Here is a 17,342-nt window from a genome sequence, read left to right on the forward strand (position 1 = left end):
ACGCTAGCACGGCGCGCCCGCGCCTGTCCATGCGACGGACCGATGCCGGCCAGGCGGGCCGGCCCACCGAGAGATCGAAAGAATGTGAAGGCGTGCGCCGGGCTGCGGCCGGCAGCGCCGCCCGGCTCAATCGGCCGGGCACATCGCGAGCCGGCCCATCGCCTCGCCGGCGCCGCGCACCGCGCAGGTGGCCGGCTCGTCGGCGATCCGCGCGACCAGCCCGGTCTCGTCGTACAGCAGCCGTTCGAGGTCGGCGAGCAATGCGCCGCCGCCGGTGAGCACCACGCCGCGATTCGCGATGTCGGTCACGAGTTCGGCCGGCGCGTTTTCCAGCACCGACTTCACCGCGCCGATCACCTGCTTGAGCGGCGCGGCCAGCGCGTCCGCGACGTCGTGGTTGGACAGTTCGACCGAGCGCGGCAGGCCGTCGCCGATGCTGCGGCCGACGGCGCGCGTCGACGTGCGCGGCACCGCGCTGGTGGCCGAGCCGATCGTCTTCTTCACGTGCTCGGCCGTCTGTTCGCCGAGCAGCACGCCGTACAGGTTGCGGACGTGGTTGACGATCGCCGCGTCGAACTGGCTGCCGCCGACGCGAATCGCCTCCCGGTACACGATGCCGCCGAGCGCGATGACCGCGACTTCGGTCGTGCCGCCGCCGATGTCGACGACCATCGAGCCGACCGGCTCGGTCACCGGCAAACCCGCGCCGAGCGCGGCCGCCAGCGATTCCTCGATCAGTTCGACCTCCGATACGCCGGCCGCGAACGCGGCCTCGCGGATCGCGCGGCGCTCGACGGCCGTCGCGTCGGACGGCACGCACAACGTGACCTCGACCCGGCGGCTGAAGCGCGAGCGGGTGCGCGACATGTCGATGAAGCTGCGGATCATCTGCTCGGCCGCGTGAGCGTCCGCGATCACGCCGTGCCGCATCGGCCGCACGGCTTCGAGATGCCCCGGCTCGCGGCCCAGCAGCGCCTTGGCGAGCTCGCCGACGGCCTCGAGCGTCGGCCGCGCGTCGCTCGCGCCGCCCTTGCGGAAGCACACGACCGACGGCTGGTTCAGCACCACGCCGCGTTCGTGCGTATAGATCCGCGTACTCGCCGTTCCCGGGTCGATCGCAACGGGTTGCGCAAACAACTTTCCGAACAGCGGTGTCGACATATCAAACCTTTGTGAGGGAACGGGCCGGGACAGCCGCGCCGCACATTTTGCCGCGCGTCCATACCGCCCCATCACGAGCTTAGCGGCAAATCGTTCCGATACTTTAGGCAATTCCGACGATTTTTTCGCGACGGAAACGCCGCATGTGGCGTTTCGGGCACGTCCGGCCCTGCAACGGCCGCTCGCGTCGGGCCTGTAAAACACGGTAATCTCTCGGTCTTGCCTGCTCCCGGCAGGCCTCAGACGCACGCTTACGCCAGGTATGTTCACCATGACAGCGACCGTTTCCTTCCGCTGGGCGCCGGTGCGCCCGCTCTGCACGACGCTCGTTGCCTTCTGGTGCTGCACGGTCGCCGCGCAACCGCTGCCGGCCGCCGAACCCGCCGCCCAGACCGTCGCCGCAGCCGCCAACGCGCCGGCGGCTCGCGCGCCCACCGCACCCGCTGCGGCGGCGCACACCTGCACGGCCGACGGCGGCCCGGCCGGCCGCCCGTCGATCGGCCTCGTGCTGTCCGGCGGCGGCGCGCGCGGCTACGCACACCTCGGTGTCCTGAAAGTGCTGGAGGACAACCGGATTCCGATCGACTGCATCGCGGGCACCAGCATGGGCGCCGTGGTCGGCGGCCTGTACGCGAGCGGGATGGCGGCAGACGAGATGCAGAAGCGGCTGTCGGAGGTCAACCTGGCGGATATCGCGTTCGACGTGACGGACCGCGCGGACCTGCCGCAAACCAGCCGCGAAGACGAACGCCTGTACATCAACGGGCTGACGCTCGGCTTCGGCAAGAAAGGCGTCAAGGCGCCGGTCGGCCTCGTCCAGGGCAACCGGCTGCAGGCGCTGCTCGCGAACTGGACGGCCGCCGTGCCGACCAACCAGCCGTTCGACCAGTTGCCGATCCCGTACCGCGCGGTCGCGACCGACCTGCAGACAGGCCAGATGGTCGTGCTCGACCACGGTTCGCTGCCGCTCGCGATTCGCGCGAGCATGGCGATGCCGGGCCTGTTCGCGCCGGCCGAGATCAACGGGCGCGCACTCGTGGACGGCGGCCTCGTCAGCAACCTGCCCGTCGACACCGCGCGGCAGATGGGCGCGAACGTCGTGATCGCCGTCGACATCGGCTCGCCACTGCGCCCGCTCGACGCGCTCGCATCGCCGGCCGACGTGATGCAGCAGATGGTCGGCATCCTGATCCGCCAGAACGTGACCGCGCAACGCAAGCAGCTCGACGCGCGGGACGTGCTGCTCACGCCGGACCTCGGCGCGCTCGCGTTCACCGATTTCCAGAACGCGAAGCAGGCGATCGCCGCCGGCGAGATCGCCGCGACCGCGGCGCTGCCGAAGCTGCGGCGGTTCGCGCTCACGCCGGAACAGTACGCGGCCTACCGGTCCGCGCACGCGCAGCCGCTGCCGCCGCCGATCCGGATCACGCGCATCGACATCAAGACCAGCGGCGGCGTGCCGAAGCGCGTCGTCAGCAACGCGCTGCACGTGAAACCCGGCGACATCTACGATCCGAAGACCGTCAGCCAGGATCTGCTCGGGCTCACGACGGGCGGCAACTTCGAGAGCGTCACGCAGCAGATCGTGAGCCGCGGCGACGACAACGTGCTCGAGATCGATGCGCGCGAGAAGTACTGGGGGCCCAACTTCCTGCTGTTCGGGCTCGGCATGTCGAGCAGTTCGACCGACGAGGGCGGCTTCCGCCTGCACGTCGGCTACCGGCGGCCGTGGCTCACGGAGTCGGGGCTGGAATTCCGCGCGGACACGACGATCGGCAGCGACCTGCAGTCGGCGCGCGTCGAATTGCGCCAGCCGCTGTCGATGGCCTACGGCGTGTACCTCTCGCCATACGCGGAATACCAGCGCCGCTACGCGAACCTGTACGACGACTCCGGCGACGTGAAGATCACGCAATACCTGATGCAGACGGCGCGCGCCGGGATCGACCTCGGCCTGCCGATCGCGCGGCTCGGCGATTTCCGGGTCGGCCTCGGTTACGTGACCGGGCACGGTTCGCCGACCTACAACCTGCCGTTCGACGACGGCAGCGGCCAGGCGCTGCTGTGGCCGAGCTTCACGTCCCAGGCACTGATCGCGCGGGCGCGGCTCGTCATCGATCAGCTCGACGATCCGATGTTCCCGCGCAAGGGATATTTCGGCGAACTGCGGGTCGAACGCTCGCTGGTGTCGCGCAACGGCGGCTCGGCGCAGGAATTCGCCGACGGGATCAGCAACGCGCCTTATACCGAGATCTACGGCAAGGCGATGATCGCGCAACAGTTCGGCCGGCACAGCGTCAGCGCGACGATCGAAGGCGGCAAGAGCATCGGCGGCACCAACCTGATCAACGCGTTCAACTTCACGCTCGGCGGCTTCCAGCATCTGTCCGCCTATGCGGCCGATCAGCTGAACGGCAACGAGCTCGCGTACGGACAGATCACGTACATGAACCAGTTGATGACGTTCAACGCGTCGCCGATCAAGGCGCTGTCGGTGGGCGCCAGCGCGGAAGTCGGCAACGTGTGGTCGAGCGGCCAGAAGATCGGCGGCGGCGCGCTCAAGCAGAGCTACACGTTCTTCACGAGCCTGTCGACCGCGTTCGGGCCCGTCTATATCGGCGTGGCGCTCGCGCCCAGCGGCCGACGCAACTTCTATCTGCAGCTCGGCCGCACCTACTGAGCATGCGCGGATGCCGCTTCGGCGGCATCCGTGCGGCCATGGTCGCCGTGGGCGTTCCGTTCAGAAATCGGCAGCCATTGCGATCGCGCGCGCTTGCGCCCGCTCGATGCTTTCATGCGCCCTCGCGTTCCACGTGTGTTCAACGGTCAGGTTTCTGACCTCGTTCACGCCGATGAGCTTCAACCAGAATTCGATGTAATCGGCCTGATGCCCGAACCCGGCCCGGCCGGCTCGCCCCGCGCCGGTTTCCTCGCCCTGCCCGCGCACGTGGATCACCAGTGCCCGGGGGATCTCGAGCAACGGGCCGTAGGACGCGCCGTCGAACGTGAAGAGCATGTTCCGCTGGCTGACGAGATCGATCAGTTGCTTGAGCTTGTACGGATAGCCGAAATTCCACATCGGCACGCCGACGACGATCCGGTCCGCCGCCTGAAACCGCTTCGCGAGCGACTGGATGCGTCGCCAGACCGACTGCTCGGCGGCATTCATCGGTTCGTTCGCGACGCCTTTGTACTTTGCGCCGATCGCATGGCCATCGAACTCCGGCAGGTTTTCCTCCCAGACATTCAGCGTATCGACGTCGATCGGCGTACCCGCGTTGCGGTACGCGTCGACAAACGCATTGGCGACCGCGATCGACGCCGACCTGGCGCCGCGCGGGGAAGACACGATATTCAGTAATCGCATGATGCGTGACCCGACAAGACATACATGAACGAAGGACGGCATGCGCGGCCGCCCGGCTTCGCTGCTGCGTCGCAGGCCGGCTGCTTGCGATGGCGCCGGCCAACCTGCCCGAATAGTTGCAATTGCAATCGTAATGCACAACGCCGAGGTCGTGCAACGAATCTTCAGACGATCACAGGCCGGGCCCGCATCGACAGGACGAAGAAAGGGGGAAAGGGAGAGAAATGACGCAACGCACGCGAAAACCGGCGTGCGCCGCAGCGCGATCAGACCGGCCAGCTGATCTCGAATCGCGCGCCGCCGAGTTCGACCGGATCGACGACCGCGATCCGGCCATTGTGCGCGTGGAGCACCTGCCGCGTGATCGACAGGCCCAGCCCGTAGCCGCCGGTGCGACGGTCGAGGCGCACGAACGCGTCGAAGATCCGTTCGCGCTCGCTCTCCGGCACGCCCGGGCCGTCGTCCTCGACGAAGATCCCGATATTGCCGTGCACGAGCGCGATCCCGACGACGATCCGCGCGTTCGCGTACTTGCTCGCATTGCGCAACAGGTTGCGCATCGCATACGACATCAGCCGCCGGTCCATCTTCACGCGCAGATCCGATGCGATCGCGACGCGCGCCTCGATCGCCCGGTCCGGATACAGCAGTTGCGCGTCGCTCACCTGGTGCTCGAACCACGCGACGGGCGCCGTCAACTCGAGCTTCGACTGCAGCGAGCTGTATTCGAGCCGCGCATACGTGAGGCTCATGTCGATCAGCTCCTCGAGCTCGGTCACGTCCTGCGCGATGCTGTCGAGCGCGCCCTGGTATTCGGCCGCCGAACCCGGTTCGCGGAGCATTTCGAGCGCGAAGCGCACGCGCGCGAGCGGCGTGCGCAGTTCGTGCGAGATCCCGTTCGTCAGATCGCGCTGCGCGGCGATCAGCCGCTCCATGCGCATCGCAAGCGCATTCAGCGTGCGCGCGAGCGGGCCGATGATCACGCTGTGCGATTCGCGCGCGCGCGTGTTGAAGCGCCCGCCGGTGAAGTCGATCGCACGCTCGCGCACCATCACGAGATCCGACCAGACCGGCCGCATCCACCGGTACGCGGCGAGCGCGGGCGCGGTGAACACGAACGCGAGCACGATCCAGATGTCGCCCGGCAGCGCGTCGAACGCATGCCACACGACCTGCGGCGACAACACGACGCACAGCGCGAGCGCGGGCACCAGCGCGGTGAGCAACACGAGGCCGAGCAGATGCAGATAGGTGCGCAGGTACAGGCGCGACCAGCTCGGGATGCGGTCGGCGCGCGTGTCGGTCCACGCGCGACGGAAATGCAGCCAGCGCCATTTGACGTAGCGCAGCGTCGGCAGCGGCGGTGCATCGGGGTGCGAACGGGTTCGTCGAATCATCGCGGCTCCCGGCCGGCGGGCCGAATGCCCGCGCGGAACGTGACGGCGTCGCGCGAGCGCGGCGTCATTCCCACGCGTGCTTGCTGAATTGATAACCCTTGCTGCGGATCGTCTTGATCCGCTGCGGGTTGCTTGCGTCGTCGCGCAGCTTGCGGCGCAGCTTCGAGATGCGCCCGTCGATCGTGCGGTCGAGGCCGTCGAATTCGACGCCGCGCAACTGCAGCATCAGATCGTCGCGGCTCACGACTTCGCCCGCGTGACACACGAGCGCCCACAGCAGGTCGAATTCGGCGGACGTCAGATCGGGCGTGCTGCCGTCGGGCAGCACGACGGTGCGGTCGGTGCGGTCGATCGAGAACTTGCCGAACGCGTAGCGCTCCGGCTGCGGCGCGGTGCTCTCGGCCGCGCGCACGGGCGCGCGGCGCAGTTGCGCCTTGATCCGCGCGAGCAGGATGCGCGGCTCGACCGGCTTGTGCACGTAGTCGTCCGCGCCGAATTCGAGGCCGAGCAGCTCGTCGAACGGCTCGTCGCGCGCCGTCACCATGATGATCACGCCGTCGTACTGCTTGCGCACCTCGCGGCAGATTTCGAAGCCGTCCTTGCCCGGCAGGTTCACGTCGAGGATGACGAGATCGGGGCGCATGGACAGGATCGCCGGCACCGCGGCGTCACCATGCAGCACGGTGTCGACTTCATAGTCGTTCTTGCGCAGGTAGCCGGCGATCAGCGTGGACAAGCGGGTGTCGTCTTCGACGAGCAGGATGCGAAAAGACATGGGCAGCGGTCGGATCATCGGGGAAGCCACGGCGGCGCCGGCGGGTGCCGGACGCCGGCCCTCGGCCGAAACGTACCGCATGATACTGCGCCCGCCGCTCGCCTGTTTGCCGGTCTTGAAAATAAGGGCGCGATTCGGGCCGCGCTTGACGAATCGGCGCCGGGACGGTTCCATACGGGCTCGCCGGCATCCCGGCCCTGCTTCTACCCTGCCTGACGTGATGAATTACCAATCGATTCTTGAACGCATCCACACCGAACTCGCCCCCTGGATCGGCCAGGGACGGGTCGCCGACTACATTCCCGAACTCGCGAAAGTACCCGCCGACAAGTTCGGGATGGCCGTCGTGACGCTCGACGGAAACGTGTACACGGTCGGCGATGCGCACGAGCGCTTCTCGATCCAGAGCATCTCGAAGCTGTTCGCGTGCACGCTCGCGTTCCAGTTGCTGGGCGACGCGCTGTGGGAACGGGTCGGCCGCGAGCCGTCCGGCACCGCGTTCAATTCGCTGGTCCAGCTCGAAAGCGAGCGCGGCAAGCCGCGCAATCCGTTCATCAACGCCGGCGCGCTGGTCGTCACCGACGTGCTGTGCCGCCGCTTCGTGAAGGCCGAGACGGCGCTCGTCGAATTCGTGCGGCGGCTGATCGGCGCGAACGACATCGACTACGACTCGCGCGTCGCGACGTCGGAGTTGCAGCACGCGGAACGCAACCGTGCGATGGCGCATTTCATGGCGAGCTTCGGCAACATGCAGATGCCGCCCGATACGGTGATCGACGCATATTGCCGGCAGTGCGCGATCGAGATGAACTGCGTGGAGCTGGCCAGCGCGGCGCTGTTCCTCGCGAACGGCGGTGTCGCGCCGGCAACCGGCGAGCGGATCGTCGATTCGAGTTCCGCGAAGCGGCTGTCGGCGTTGATGCTGACCTGCGGGACGTACGATGCGGCCGGCGATTTCGTGTATCGGGTCGGGCTGCCGGCGAAAAGTGGCGTCGGCGGCGGGATCGTGGCGGTGCTGCCGGGGGAGATGGCCGTGTGCGTGTGGGCGCCGGGGTTGGATGCGAACGGGAATTCGTTGGCGGGGACGCTGGCGCTGGAGTGGTTGACGACTTATACGGGAAGGTCGATTTTTTGAAGAGGCGAAGTCAGATATAACCGAGTCGGCCGCACAAGTAGCATTGTCGCCAACGTTGCAAAGATACGGGGATATGCAAATCACACTCGGCGAACGGCGCGGATTATCGTGTTTTCAAGAGCAGCCCCGACGCATAAGCACTATTCGCGGCATGTTTGCCCGACACCGGCTGTGTGCATAACTCATGGCACTTCCACGCCGATCAACCGGAGACTCGACAATGGCGTTGTACGGAATATCGGCGTTGGCGATCCTGTCTTTTTTTGCGCTTGCCGTGACCGTACCGCTCATGCTGATCGTCGCGGCCTTCGGATTGAATGGTCGCGTTCGTGCGCATAAAGCCTGGAGACGCTGCGTCGCCCTTCTCTGCTGCATGGTGTTCGTGCAGGTTGTCGTGCTTTTCAACAATCGTTCGATTACCGACAACTATGCTCATGCAATAAGCGCCTGGTACACCCACCGCCTCACGCGGGCAACTACCTTTGACGGGATGACGTTCCCACCGGGCTCAACGGTTGTCCTCGAAGTGTATTCTCCACATTCGGTCAAAAGCGGTACCGTCCCGTCGAACACGCCGCTTCTGGGGCTGACCGTAAGCGGAGACTTCGCCGTCAATCGTTCCGACGACAATACGAGTTACGTCGCTTATGGGACGCTTGCGAAGCCGGCATCGCTCGCCGGGATCGAATGTGCACCGGGTCCGTTCAAGCACCACAAGGAACGCTCCGCCTTCAACTACGACGAATTTCAGGACACCGTTGACTGCACGCTTGCGTCCGGGCTTCGAGACGGAGAACTCGATCTCCCTGCGGGAACCCATGTCAAGGCGCTCGTTGTGGGCGGCACGGTTGAAATGTCGATTTCGGGAGAACTACCCCACTTGTGGAAAGTTTTCGGTATTGAATGTGACACAGGAGCGTTTGAATTCGACACGTTCGCACGATTCACCTGCATCTCGGCCGTGGATCAACGTGTGGGCGACCACGAAATACCCCGCGGGAAAGAGATTACGGTATCGAGGGATACAGGGCGGTAATCTCAGGCTCTTCGGCAAGCATGGATAAGGCGGTAACTGGAAAAGGCCACGCATGGATCACGACAACGCATCAGAAGTCGCGACTTCTTCCCGCGTACACGCCGGCAGCAGCGCATCCGCGCCGATTCCCTCGATCGCGCCATCCCAAACCGCGCTGCTCGTCATGCATTACCAGACCGACATCCTCGGCCTCTTCCCGTCGGTCGCGCCTGAATTGCTCGCCAATACGCGCCGTCTCTGCGACGCGGCACGCGCTGCCGGCGTCGGCGTCTGGTTCGCGAATCTGAGGTTCAGCCCCGGCTATCCGGAAGTCAGCCCGCTGAACAAGAACGGCCAGGGCATCAAGCAACTCGGCCTGTTCATCAACGACGGCCCTTCCCCGGAACTTGCCAAACGACCCGACGAACCGCTGATTTTCGCCCACCGCGCAAGCGTGTTCTTCGGCACCGATCTGCAGGCGCGTCTCACCGCACGAGGCGTCGATACGCTGATCATGGTCGGCATCGCGTCGACCGGCGTGATGTTGTCGTCGATCGCGCACGCGAGCGACGCCGATTTCCGCCTCTATACGGTCAAGGATTGCTGCTACGACCCGGACCCGATCGTCCACGAACATCTGTTCGCTACCGCGTTCGAATCGCGCACGACGGTGCTGTCGCTCGCGGATGCACTGCGGTTGCTGGCGTGACAACGCACTCGTCGCACGCCGTTCGAAACCATCCATCCGACAACGGGCTTACCGGGCCGCCGCCCCAATCCCCGCAAGAATGAGATCGATGCCGGCCAGGAACTGCGCACGCTCGTCGTGCGCGGCCAGTTGTGCCGCCACCTTCCGCACGAACGGATACTGCGCCGGTTCGAGCTGTGCCCACCGTTCGGCAACTGCCGCGACGATCTCCGGCTGCCTCGTGTCGCGCGAATGCAGCCGCGCACCGGCCGCGTACTGGCCGGCCAGCCCGAAGATGTAGTGCATCAATGCCGACGCCGCATCGAATTGCGCGGGCTCGGGCACGCCCAGCGCCTGAAGCTGCCCGCCGACGCGCTCCAGGATCCGCAGCACCGCCTGCTGCCACGGTTCACGGAACAACTGCGCACCCACCCACGGGTGCGCGCTGAACGCGTCGAACAGGCGCAGCGCGACACACCGGACCGCTTCCGCCGCATCGCCGTCACGCTCCGGCGGCACGTCCGTCAGCGCGGCCGCGATCACTTGATCCGCGGCCGCCGCGAGCAGGTCGTGCTTGTCTGCGACGTGCCAATAGATCGCGCCGCTTCCGGTCGCCAGGTGCGCGGCAAGCGCGCGAAAGGTCAGCGCGCCCTCGCCCGCATGGTCGAGGATCCCTATCGCGGCCTCGACGATCCGCTCTTTCGACAGCGCGTGCGCGCGCCGCTCGGTCCGGTTGGTGGTCTTCATGCACGCTAGCTTGACACATCTGGAACAGCGTTCCAATATCTTGCCGTTGGAACAACGTTCCACACGTTTCCCCACGCGGGCGCGATGCCGTCGTGTACCGCCCTTTCGACCACACCGGGCCGCCCTGGCCTGAAACCGAGCCACCGATGAATCTGCCCGTGTCCCATGATGTCGTGATTGCCGGAGCCGGCCCTGTCGGCCTGTTTCTCGCGTGCGAGCTGCGCCTTGCCGGTGCGTCCGTGCTGGTGGTCGAGCAGGCGGACGACCCGGCATCCCCGCTGAAGCACCTCCCGTTCGGCATGCGCGGCCTGTCCGCGCCGACCATCGATGCGTTTTACCGTCGCGGCCTGCTCGACGGCATCGCGCTGCCGTCCCGCGCAACGGACACCGCGCACTGGATGCAGCAAGCGCGACGTCCCGCCGGCCATTTCGCCGGCATCCCGTTCTTCCACGACGACATCGATGCGTCGCAGTGGCCGTACCACCTGCCCGGCCCGGCCGGCACGCACATGGCGACCGACATGGCGCGGGTCGAATCCGTGCTGACGGCCCGTGCGCACGCAACGGGCGTCGAGATTCGGCGCGGCCTTGCCGTCGAGGGCTTCGAGCAGTCGGACGATGGCGTCACGCTGCACGCGGGCGGCGAGACCTTCCGCGCACGCTGGCTCGTCGGTTGCGACGGCGGCCGCAGCGCGGTCCGCAAGGCCGGCGGCTTCGCGTTCGCCGGCACCGACGCCGAGTTCACCGGCTACTCGATCGAAGCCGAGTTCGCCGATCCGGGCGTGCTGCTGCCGGGCCGTCACCCCACGCCGGCCGGGATGTATACGTACACGCCGCCCGGGACCGTCGCGCTGGTCGAGTTCGACGGTGGCGCGTTCCACCGGAGCGGGCCGATCACGCTTGAACATGCGCAGGCCGTGCTGCGCCGCGTGTCCGGCACCGGCGTCACGTTGACCGCGCTGCGGCTCGCCGCCACGTGGACCGATCGCGCGTACCAGGCATCGACGTACCGCAACGGCCGCGTGCTGCTCGCGGGCGATGCCGCGCACATCCACTCGCCGCTCGGCGGGCAGGGGCTCAATCTCGGGCTCGGCGATGCGATGAATCTCGGCTGGAAGCTGGCCGCGACGATTCGCGGCGACGCACCGGCCGGGCTGCTCGACAGCTACACGGACGAACGGCATCCGGTGGGCGCGCGCGTGCTCGACTGGTCGCGTGCGCAGGTCGCGCTGATGCGGCCGTCCCCGGGCTCGCACGCGCTCGCGGCGATCGTGCGCGATCTCGTCGACACGCGCGACGGCGCGACGTACTTCGCCGAACGCCTGTGGGGCGTGTCGCTCGCGTACGATCTCGGCCGCGGCCATCCGCTCGTGGGTCGCTGCGTTCCGGACTTCGAACTGATCGACGGCACGCGGCTCGGCGAACACGCCAGGCACGGCAAGGGCGTGCTGCTGGACTTCGATGCGGACCAGCCGCTTCGGGCCGTGGCAGGCCGCTGGCGCGACCGCATCGCCTATATCGCGAGCGACGCGAAAGACCGGCTCGGATTACGTGCGGTGCTCGTGCGCCCGGACGGTTTCGTCGCGTGGGCCTGTGGCGACGATGCGGGCGTGGACATCGACGCCGCCACGCAGGCGGTCACGCGATGGTTCGGCGCGCCCTGCGCGGCGCAGTGAGCGCAGCCGCTCAATGCAGGAAGCGAGTCTGTCTCGCCGACCGACAAACGTGCACGCGCGCCATCGACGGCGCGCCCGACATCCTCGCGCGCCCACATCCCGCGACGTGCGCGATAGCGCGCACGTCACCCACGCCCCTCACTTCGCGATAAACACCCCCGACGTCGGGCACGTGCCCTGCGTATTGCCGTCGGTCACGAGCGACGCGGCGCTCGGAAACTGCGCGGTCGCGTTCGTCTTCACCGCGATCCATGCCTCGGTGAAGTAGCTCACCCCATTCGTCTTCGTGCATTTCAACGACACCGCGCTGCGCGTGTTGCTGCCGAACGCGCCTTCGAACGCCGACAGCAACTGGTTACGCGTGACCGTCTTGCCCGCGTTCGCCTGCACGAACGTGTTGAACGACGTGTTGCCGAGCCGGCTGATCATGCCCGACGCCTGGTTCCAGTAAGCATCAGGCGTCGCCGAATTCGAACAGGTGCCGTGCTTGAACCATTCGTGCTTGTCGAGGCACGATGCGACGCCCGGCATGTACGTCGACAGCGTGTTGCGCGTCGCGCTGCTGATCGGATACGCGTCCATGCTGCACCACTGGTGCGCGTTGTCGAGGTCGATGTCGTTCTGCGGCACGCCGCAGTAGAACGGCTGGTTGCCGTCGTAGCGGTTCGGCCACAGCCCGTGCAGCGACAGGCTCGTCGCCGCATACGAGCCGGCGAGGTTCGTGCATTCCGGTGTGTCGTGCGACGCGCAGAAGCCGGGCTCCCACGAGGCGGCGAGCAGCAGGTAGTCGTAGCTGGTCTGCGCGGCGGCGTGCAGTGAAACGGAAGCGACGGCGAGTGCGGCAGCGGCGCGGGCGAGCGTCTTGAGCATGGCGTGTTTCCTCGGAAAAGGCTTGCGGTCGCGGGATGCGCCGCAAGATTGTCGAATGTCTGCCCGCGATTGTTGCCGCCGCAACGTGGCACGAATGTGAAGGTGCACGAAAGAATGCGCGGCTCGCTCAGGTGCCGAGTTGCGTGCACGCGCGCGCCGACGCCTCGGGGCCCTCGAGCGAGAGGATCTGCCACACGCCGACGCTGACGCGCCGACGCGCGGCCGTCGACGGATCGGCCAGCAATGCCTCGACACGCGCCGCGGCATCGGGCGCCTTCTGCTGCAGCGCAGCGTGATGCCGCGCCCGCGCCGCCGGTTCCGGCTCGTACACGTCGCACAGGCGCACCATGCCGGCGAGGCCGGCCAGCGTGTCGTCCTTGTCGATCGCGGCCGGCTCGACGGGCTCGATCCCGTTGCGCTCGGCCGGCGGCAGCTTGTTGCGCGCGCCTTCGTCGATCGCGGCGGCGGAAGCCGGCGGCAGGCCGCCGATCGCCGCGACGATCCGGCTGCCCGCGGCGATCATGTCGCCCTGGCACGCGATCTTCTCGGCGGCCGCGACGTGCGAGCAGAACGACACCGACATCCGGTACACGTCGTTGCTCATGCGCGGCACTTCGTCCGTGTCCGCCTGCGCGAGGCCGGCAGTGGCCAGCGCCAGCACCAGCGTCAGCGCGGCGGGAGTCAGGATGCGGAACGCTCTCGTCTCGTTCATCGTCGTCGTCCGTGAGTGGTTATAGCGGGCACTCTCGCCGGGCCGCCCGGTAGCGCCCCTCGTGATGCCGGGCCCTCGTCCGGCGCCACGCGTTTCACTTCATCGACGCCGCCTCCGAGCCGCCTGGCGACAGCGCCGCGCTGTCCTGCTCGCGCCACGCGCGGCGCGACGCCATGATCGCGCTCACCGCCGAGCGCGCGACCTTCCACCACGCGAACGGACGCGGATCGGCGAGCATGCTGAGGGCGCGCGCATAGTCGAGCGTGAGCCCGGGCGTCCACGCCATCGTCACCGCGCGCTTGCGGATCTGTGCGGCCACCCACAGCTCGGGCGTGAGCAGCAGCCGCACGAACGCGCCCCACCCGGCCCGCGCGCCCTTCAGCCGCCACACCGCGCCGTCGAGCGCGGCCTCGAGCGCATTCGACACGGTGCTCGAGCAGTTGCGGTACGTGAGGTTGTACGTCGTGTTCCGCCGGTACGACGACCAGAACGCATCGAGCTTGGCCGGATCGTAGTTGCGAATGCGCACGCGCACGGTCGACGGGCACCACGCTTTCGACTCGGTCGCATAGTCGGGCTGGAACAGGCCGGGCACGTCGTTCTCGCGCGTCGCGCGCAGGATGCGCGTGAATTCGTCCGGAGAACGATCGATTTCGACGCCCGGATACAGGCTGATGTAGATGCCCTCCGGCGATTCCAGCGCCGCATGGCCGGTCGAGATCACGCCGTTGACGTCCACCGCCGCGATGTAGCGGTCGATCACCGGATAGCGCTGCGCTTCGGCCTTCGACGTGCCGGTCGGCGTCCATACGTGCACGGTGAGCGCCCGCTCGCCGTCGGCAGGCGGGCCGTCCCATTCGGATTGCGCGAACTGCGGCAGGCCCTGCGCATCGTCGAGATCCGGCGCGAGCGCCGGCGCGGGCGAGGTCACGAACGCCGGGTTGCGCGTCAGCCGCCGCACGCGTGCGGCGAGGCTCAGCAGGTGCATGCCGCCGAACATCAGCAGCAGGCCGAGGCAGTACGGCACGGTGCCCGCGTAGTGCGTCGGGTACGGCTGGAAGAAGAAGATCGCTAGCAGGATCTCGACGACGCCCCACGCGAACGCGACGTGCCAGCGGCGATAGCGGACCATCCATGCGGACGTGCACTGGAGCAGCCCGTCGACGAGAAACAGCGTGCCGAAGATCATCGACAGCAGGAAGTGGCCGTGATGATGGCCGGCAAACACGAGCCCCGCGGCCACCACGACCGCGAGGCCCTTCACGTAGCGCAGGATGCGTTGCCCGCCGACACCGCTGCCGGCCACCGCGAGCGTCGCGAGCCCTTCGATCAGGAACAGCCACGCGAACAGCTCGATCGGAAAATGCAGCGCACCGTCGAGTGCGTCGACGAAAATGCCGACACCCGCGACGACCCACAGCCAGCCGAGCACGGTCAGCCCGCGCCAGCGGGTTCGCAGATATTCGATGCCCAGCAGCAGCAACACCAGTCGTACCATTGCGCCCTCATCTCTTCTTTCGGGACACGCGCGGCCTCGCGTTCCCTGTCGTGCCGACCGCGCATCGGGCGACGCGCCGGCCGGAAGGCGGCCATCGTTGCCGGCCCGTCATGTCGTCGACATGATCGATGCGGCCGGCACGCACCGCTCTGGCCGAATAATAAGATATGGCGGGACCGGTTGAAAGCGTCGCGAAAACGGTGTCGATGGCGTGCGGATGCGCACGGCTGCCCGCCGCCATGACAGATTCCCGGTTCGACAACGTGCGGCGAATACGCGAGAATCCGGCTTCCGAGGGCGAAAGCCACCCAACCAAACCGAACCGCACAGACGGGACAACAAGAAATGAGCCTATCCATCACGCGCCGGCGCCTGCTGGCCGCCGGCGTCGCCGCGAGCAGCGTTGCGCTGTCGGGCTGCTTCACGCCGAAACTGTACAAGAACGACGGGTACAGCGAACACGTATCCGCCTTCATGATGACCGAAGACGGCAAGAAACTGGTCGTCCTCGGCACGCGCTACCACTACATCTTCGAGCTGCCGGCGCGACTGCGGCCCGTCCTGCTGTCCGGCTACCGGAAATCGGTACGCACGACATTCGCGGACTTTCATGCGAGCGGCGGCAGCGTCACCGGGCATTACCGGATCGTGCTGCCGAACGACGCATCGGACGACGATCGCCGGGCCGCCTCCGCCGACGGCTTCGCCAGCGAGCCGGCCGGCCTCGTGCTCGAAGGCGACATCGAAGGCAAGCGCTACTCGACGGAAGGCTTCGTCGAGAAGGACAAGGCGGCCGCGCAACCCTTCAACCGCCCGTACTCGGTGTACATCAAGGAATCGCCGTCCGTCGTCGGCATGGGTCTGCGGATTCTCGCGACGCCGATCACGGTGGCCGCCGACGGCGTACTCGTGCTGGGCGGCATCGTGCTCGTGCCGTTCGCGGCAATCGCGATCCAGGCAAGCGGCGGCATCCGGATCATGTAACGGCGCTGTAACGGCGCGCCCGGCACGGCCGCAACAGGAGCATCGCCATGACCGCCTCACCGCTTCATTCGTCCTCGCTCGGCCCGCAACTGAAGCGCTGGCGCGCGCTGCACCGCGTGAAGCAAAGCCACGCGGCCGAACTGTTCGGCGTCGCGCAATCGACGATTTCGCGCTGGGAGGCCGGCCTTCAGCAGATGTCGCCCGACGAGCGCGCGACGGCCGAACGGCTGCTCGCCGCGCGCCTCGATTCGGCGGGCGACCGCGCGCTCGCGCGGCTGATCGCCGGCAGCGCGGGCCGCATGCATCTCGTCTGCGACCTCACGCACCGTCTGCTCGCCGGTTCGCCGGCCCGCGCGACCGAGTTCTCGCAGCCGCTTTCGACGCTGCTCGGCACGTCGCTGTGGCGCTACGCGACGCCGGAAATCGTGCGCATGGAAGCCGCGCTCGACCCGCTCGGCTGGCATGATCGCGCGGGGCCGCCGAGCGTGGAATTCGACACCGGCGCGAATGCGTCGCGCGTCGTGCCGATTCGCGGCAGCCGATGCCGGTGGACGCGGATGACGCTATCCGACGGCTCGGCCGCGCGGCTCGTGGAAACGCTCGACGCCGACTGACGCACCGCGCATATTTCATGCGTGGACGCAGCGCGGCCGGCCCGCGTACGCTTGATGGCTCATCGCAAGGACACCGACCATGAATCCCGACACGATCCACGCACGGCTCGATTTCCTGCGCGAAGCCGAACGCCTGAAGAACGTGCTGCGCAGCGGCTACACATCCGCCGGACGCGCGGAAAGCACGGCCGAGCACAGCTGGCGGCTGTGCCTGATGGCGCTCGTGTTCGCCGATGCGTTGCCCGGCGTCGACACGCTGAAGCTGCTGAAGCTGTGCGTCGTCCACGACCTCGGCGAGGCGCTGCACGGCGACATCCCCGCGATCGAGCAAGCCGCGCACCCCGACAAGAGCGCACATGAACGCGACGATCTGCTGACGCTGACCGCGTCGCTCGACCGCACGCTGCGCGACGAGATCGTCGCGCTGTGGGACGAATACGAGGCGGCCGCGTCGCCGGAGGCCCGCGCGGCGAAGGCGCTCGACAAGCTCGAAACGATCCTGCAGCACAACCAGGGCAGCAATCCGCCCGATTTCGACTATGCGTTCAATCTCGGCTACGGCCGGCGCTACACCGACGCCGCACCGTTGTTCCGTGCGATCCGCGAGATCGTCGACGCCGATACGCAGCGCAGGATCGGCGCGGGCGGAGACCGCGCGTAAGGTCGCGGCACGGCGGTAGCACGAGGCATCCTGTTGTCGTAC

At 67.5% G+C, this 17,342-nt stretch carries 16 protein-coding genes; 8 read left to right on the forward strand and 8 right to left on the reverse strand.

Going from position 1 to position 17,342, the window contains the following annotated elements; translation table 11 throughout:
• Nucleotides 1-126: 126 nt before the first annotated feature.
• A complete protein-coding gene (locus tag QZM72_RS12535) occupies nt 127-1,161 on the reverse strand; it encodes a rod shape-determining protein (RefSeq protein WP_301738236.1) in 1,035 nt (344 codons plus the stop codon).
• A 271-nt stretch (nt 1,162-1,432) separates the two neighbouring features.
• On the opposite strand from QZM72_RS12535, the gene QZM72_RS12540 reads away from it, so the two are divergent.
• Nucleotides 1,433-3,841 carry a patatin-like phospholipase family protein gene (locus QZM72_RS12540; protein ID WP_301738237.1) on the forward strand — a complete coding sequence of 803 codons (2,409 nt, stop codon included), beginning with the start codon at nt 1,433-1,435 and terminating at the stop codon, nt 3,839-3,841.
• A 60-nt stretch (nt 3,842-3,901) separates the two neighbouring features.
• Here the strand turns inward: QZM72_RS12540 and QZM72_RS12545 are convergent, their stop codons facing one another.
• From QZM72_RS12545 to QZM72_RS12555, 3 genes are all read right to left on the reverse strand, one after another.
• Nucleotides 3,902-4,528 carry an FMN-dependent NADH-azoreductase gene (locus tag QZM72_RS12545; RefSeq protein WP_301738238.1) on the reverse strand — a complete coding sequence of 209 codons (627 nt, stop codon included), beginning with the start codon at nt 4,526-4,528 and terminating at the stop codon, nt 3,902-3,904.
• A gap of 266 nt (nt 4,529-4,794) precedes the next feature.
• Complete coding sequence (locus tag QZM72_RS12550; protein ID WP_301738239.1) at nt 4,795-5,925, reverse strand: ATP-binding protein; 1,131 nt, start codon at nt 5,923-5,925, stop codon at nt 4,795-4,797.
• 64 nt (nt 5,926-5,989) lie between these two features.
• Nucleotides 5,990-6,700 carry a response regulator gene (locus QZM72_RS12555; protein WP_089470296.1) on the reverse strand — a complete coding sequence of 237 codons (711 nt, stop codon included), beginning with the start codon at nt 6,698-6,700 and terminating at the stop codon, nt 5,990-5,992.
• Between the two features lie 220 nt (nt 6,701-6,920).
• Between QZM72_RS12555 and QZM72_RS12560 the strand changes: the two genes are divergently transcribed.
• The 3 genes from QZM72_RS12560 (at nt 6,921) to QZM72_RS12570 (ending at nt 9,559) form a co-directional block, all read left to right on the forward strand.
• A complete protein-coding gene (locus QZM72_RS12560; protein ID WP_301738240.1) occupies nt 6,921-7,835 on the forward strand; it encodes a glutaminase in 915 nt (304 codons plus the stop codon).
• 220 nt (nt 7,836-8,055) lie between these two features.
• Nucleotides 8,056-8,871 (forward strand): hypothetical protein, encoded by an 816-nt coding sequence (locus QZM72_RS12565; RefSeq protein WP_301738241.1) that lies wholly within the window; start codon nt 8,056-8,058, stop codon nt 8,869-8,871.
• A gap of 52 nt (nt 8,872-8,923) precedes the next feature.
• Nucleotides 8,924-9,559, forward strand: a complete 636-nt coding sequence (locus tag QZM72_RS12570; protein WP_301738242.1) for an isochorismatase family cysteine hydrolase — start codon at nt 8,924-8,926, stop codon at nt 9,557-9,559.
• Nucleotides 9,560-9,607: 48 nt separating this feature from the next.
• Here QZM72_RS12570 and QZM72_RS12575 read toward each other — a convergent pair whose 3' ends face one another.
• Nucleotides 9,608-10,285, reverse strand: a complete 678-nt coding sequence (locus QZM72_RS12575; RefSeq protein WP_301738243.1) for a TetR/AcrR family transcriptional regulator — start codon at nt 10,283-10,285, stop codon at nt 9,608-9,610.
• A gap of 146 nt (nt 10,286-10,431) precedes the next feature.
• Here QZM72_RS12575 and QZM72_RS12580 point away from each other — a divergent pair, with 146 nt between their 5' ends.
• Complete coding sequence (locus QZM72_RS12580; RefSeq protein ID WP_301738244.1) at nt 10,432-11,961, forward strand: FAD-dependent monooxygenase; 1,530 nt, start codon at nt 10,432-10,434, stop codon at nt 11,959-11,961.
• A gap of 138 nt (nt 11,962-12,099) precedes the next feature.
• Here QZM72_RS12580 and QZM72_RS12585 read toward each other — a convergent pair whose 3' ends face one another.
• From QZM72_RS12585 to QZM72_RS12595, 3 genes are all read right to left on the reverse strand, one after another.
• Nucleotides 12,100-12,831 (reverse strand): ribonuclease T2, encoded by a 732-nt coding sequence (locus QZM72_RS12585; protein WP_301738245.1) that lies wholly within the window; start codon nt 12,829-12,831, stop codon nt 12,100-12,102.
• Nucleotides 12,832-12,958: 127 nt separating this feature from the next.
• Nucleotides 12,959-13,543 carry a hypothetical protein gene (locus QZM72_RS12590; protein ID WP_301738246.1) on the reverse strand — a complete coding sequence of 195 codons (585 nt, stop codon included), beginning with the start codon at nt 13,541-13,543 and terminating at the stop codon, nt 12,959-12,961.
• 94 nt (nt 13,544-13,637) lie between these two features.
• Entirely contained in the window at nt 13,638-15,041 is a 1,404-nt protein-coding gene (locus tag QZM72_RS12595; protein ID WP_301738247.1) for an HdeD family acid-resistance protein, read from the reverse strand.
• 345 nt (nt 15,042-15,386) lie between these two features.
• Between QZM72_RS12595 and QZM72_RS12600 the strand changes: the two genes are divergently transcribed.
• The 3 genes from QZM72_RS12600 to QZM72_RS12610 all read left to right on the forward strand — a co-directional run bounded on the left by QZM72_RS12600 (nt 15,387) and on the right by QZM72_RS12610 (nt 17,300).
• Complete coding sequence (locus QZM72_RS12600; RefSeq protein ID WP_089470305.1) at nt 15,387-16,025, forward strand: hypothetical protein; 639 nt, start codon at nt 15,387-15,389, stop codon at nt 16,023-16,025.
• 47 nt (nt 16,026-16,072) lie between these two features.
• Complete coding sequence (locus QZM72_RS12605) at nt 16,073-16,639, forward strand: helix-turn-helix transcriptional regulator (protein ID WP_301738248.1); 567 nt, start codon at nt 16,073-16,075, stop codon at nt 16,637-16,639.
• Nucleotides 16,640-16,718: 79 nt separating this feature from the next.
• Entirely contained in the window at nt 16,719-17,300 is a 582-nt protein-coding gene (locus QZM72_RS12610; RefSeq protein WP_301738249.1) for an HD domain-containing protein, read from the forward strand.
• Nucleotides 17,301-17,342 lie beyond the last annotated feature (42 nt).

Origin of the sequence: Burkholderia sp. AU45388 (assembly GCF_030481585.1) — a bacterium.
In the GTDB taxonomy this organism is placed as follows: domain Bacteria; phylum Pseudomonadota; class Gammaproteobacteria; order Burkholderiales; family Burkholderiaceae; genus Burkholderia; species Burkholderia sola.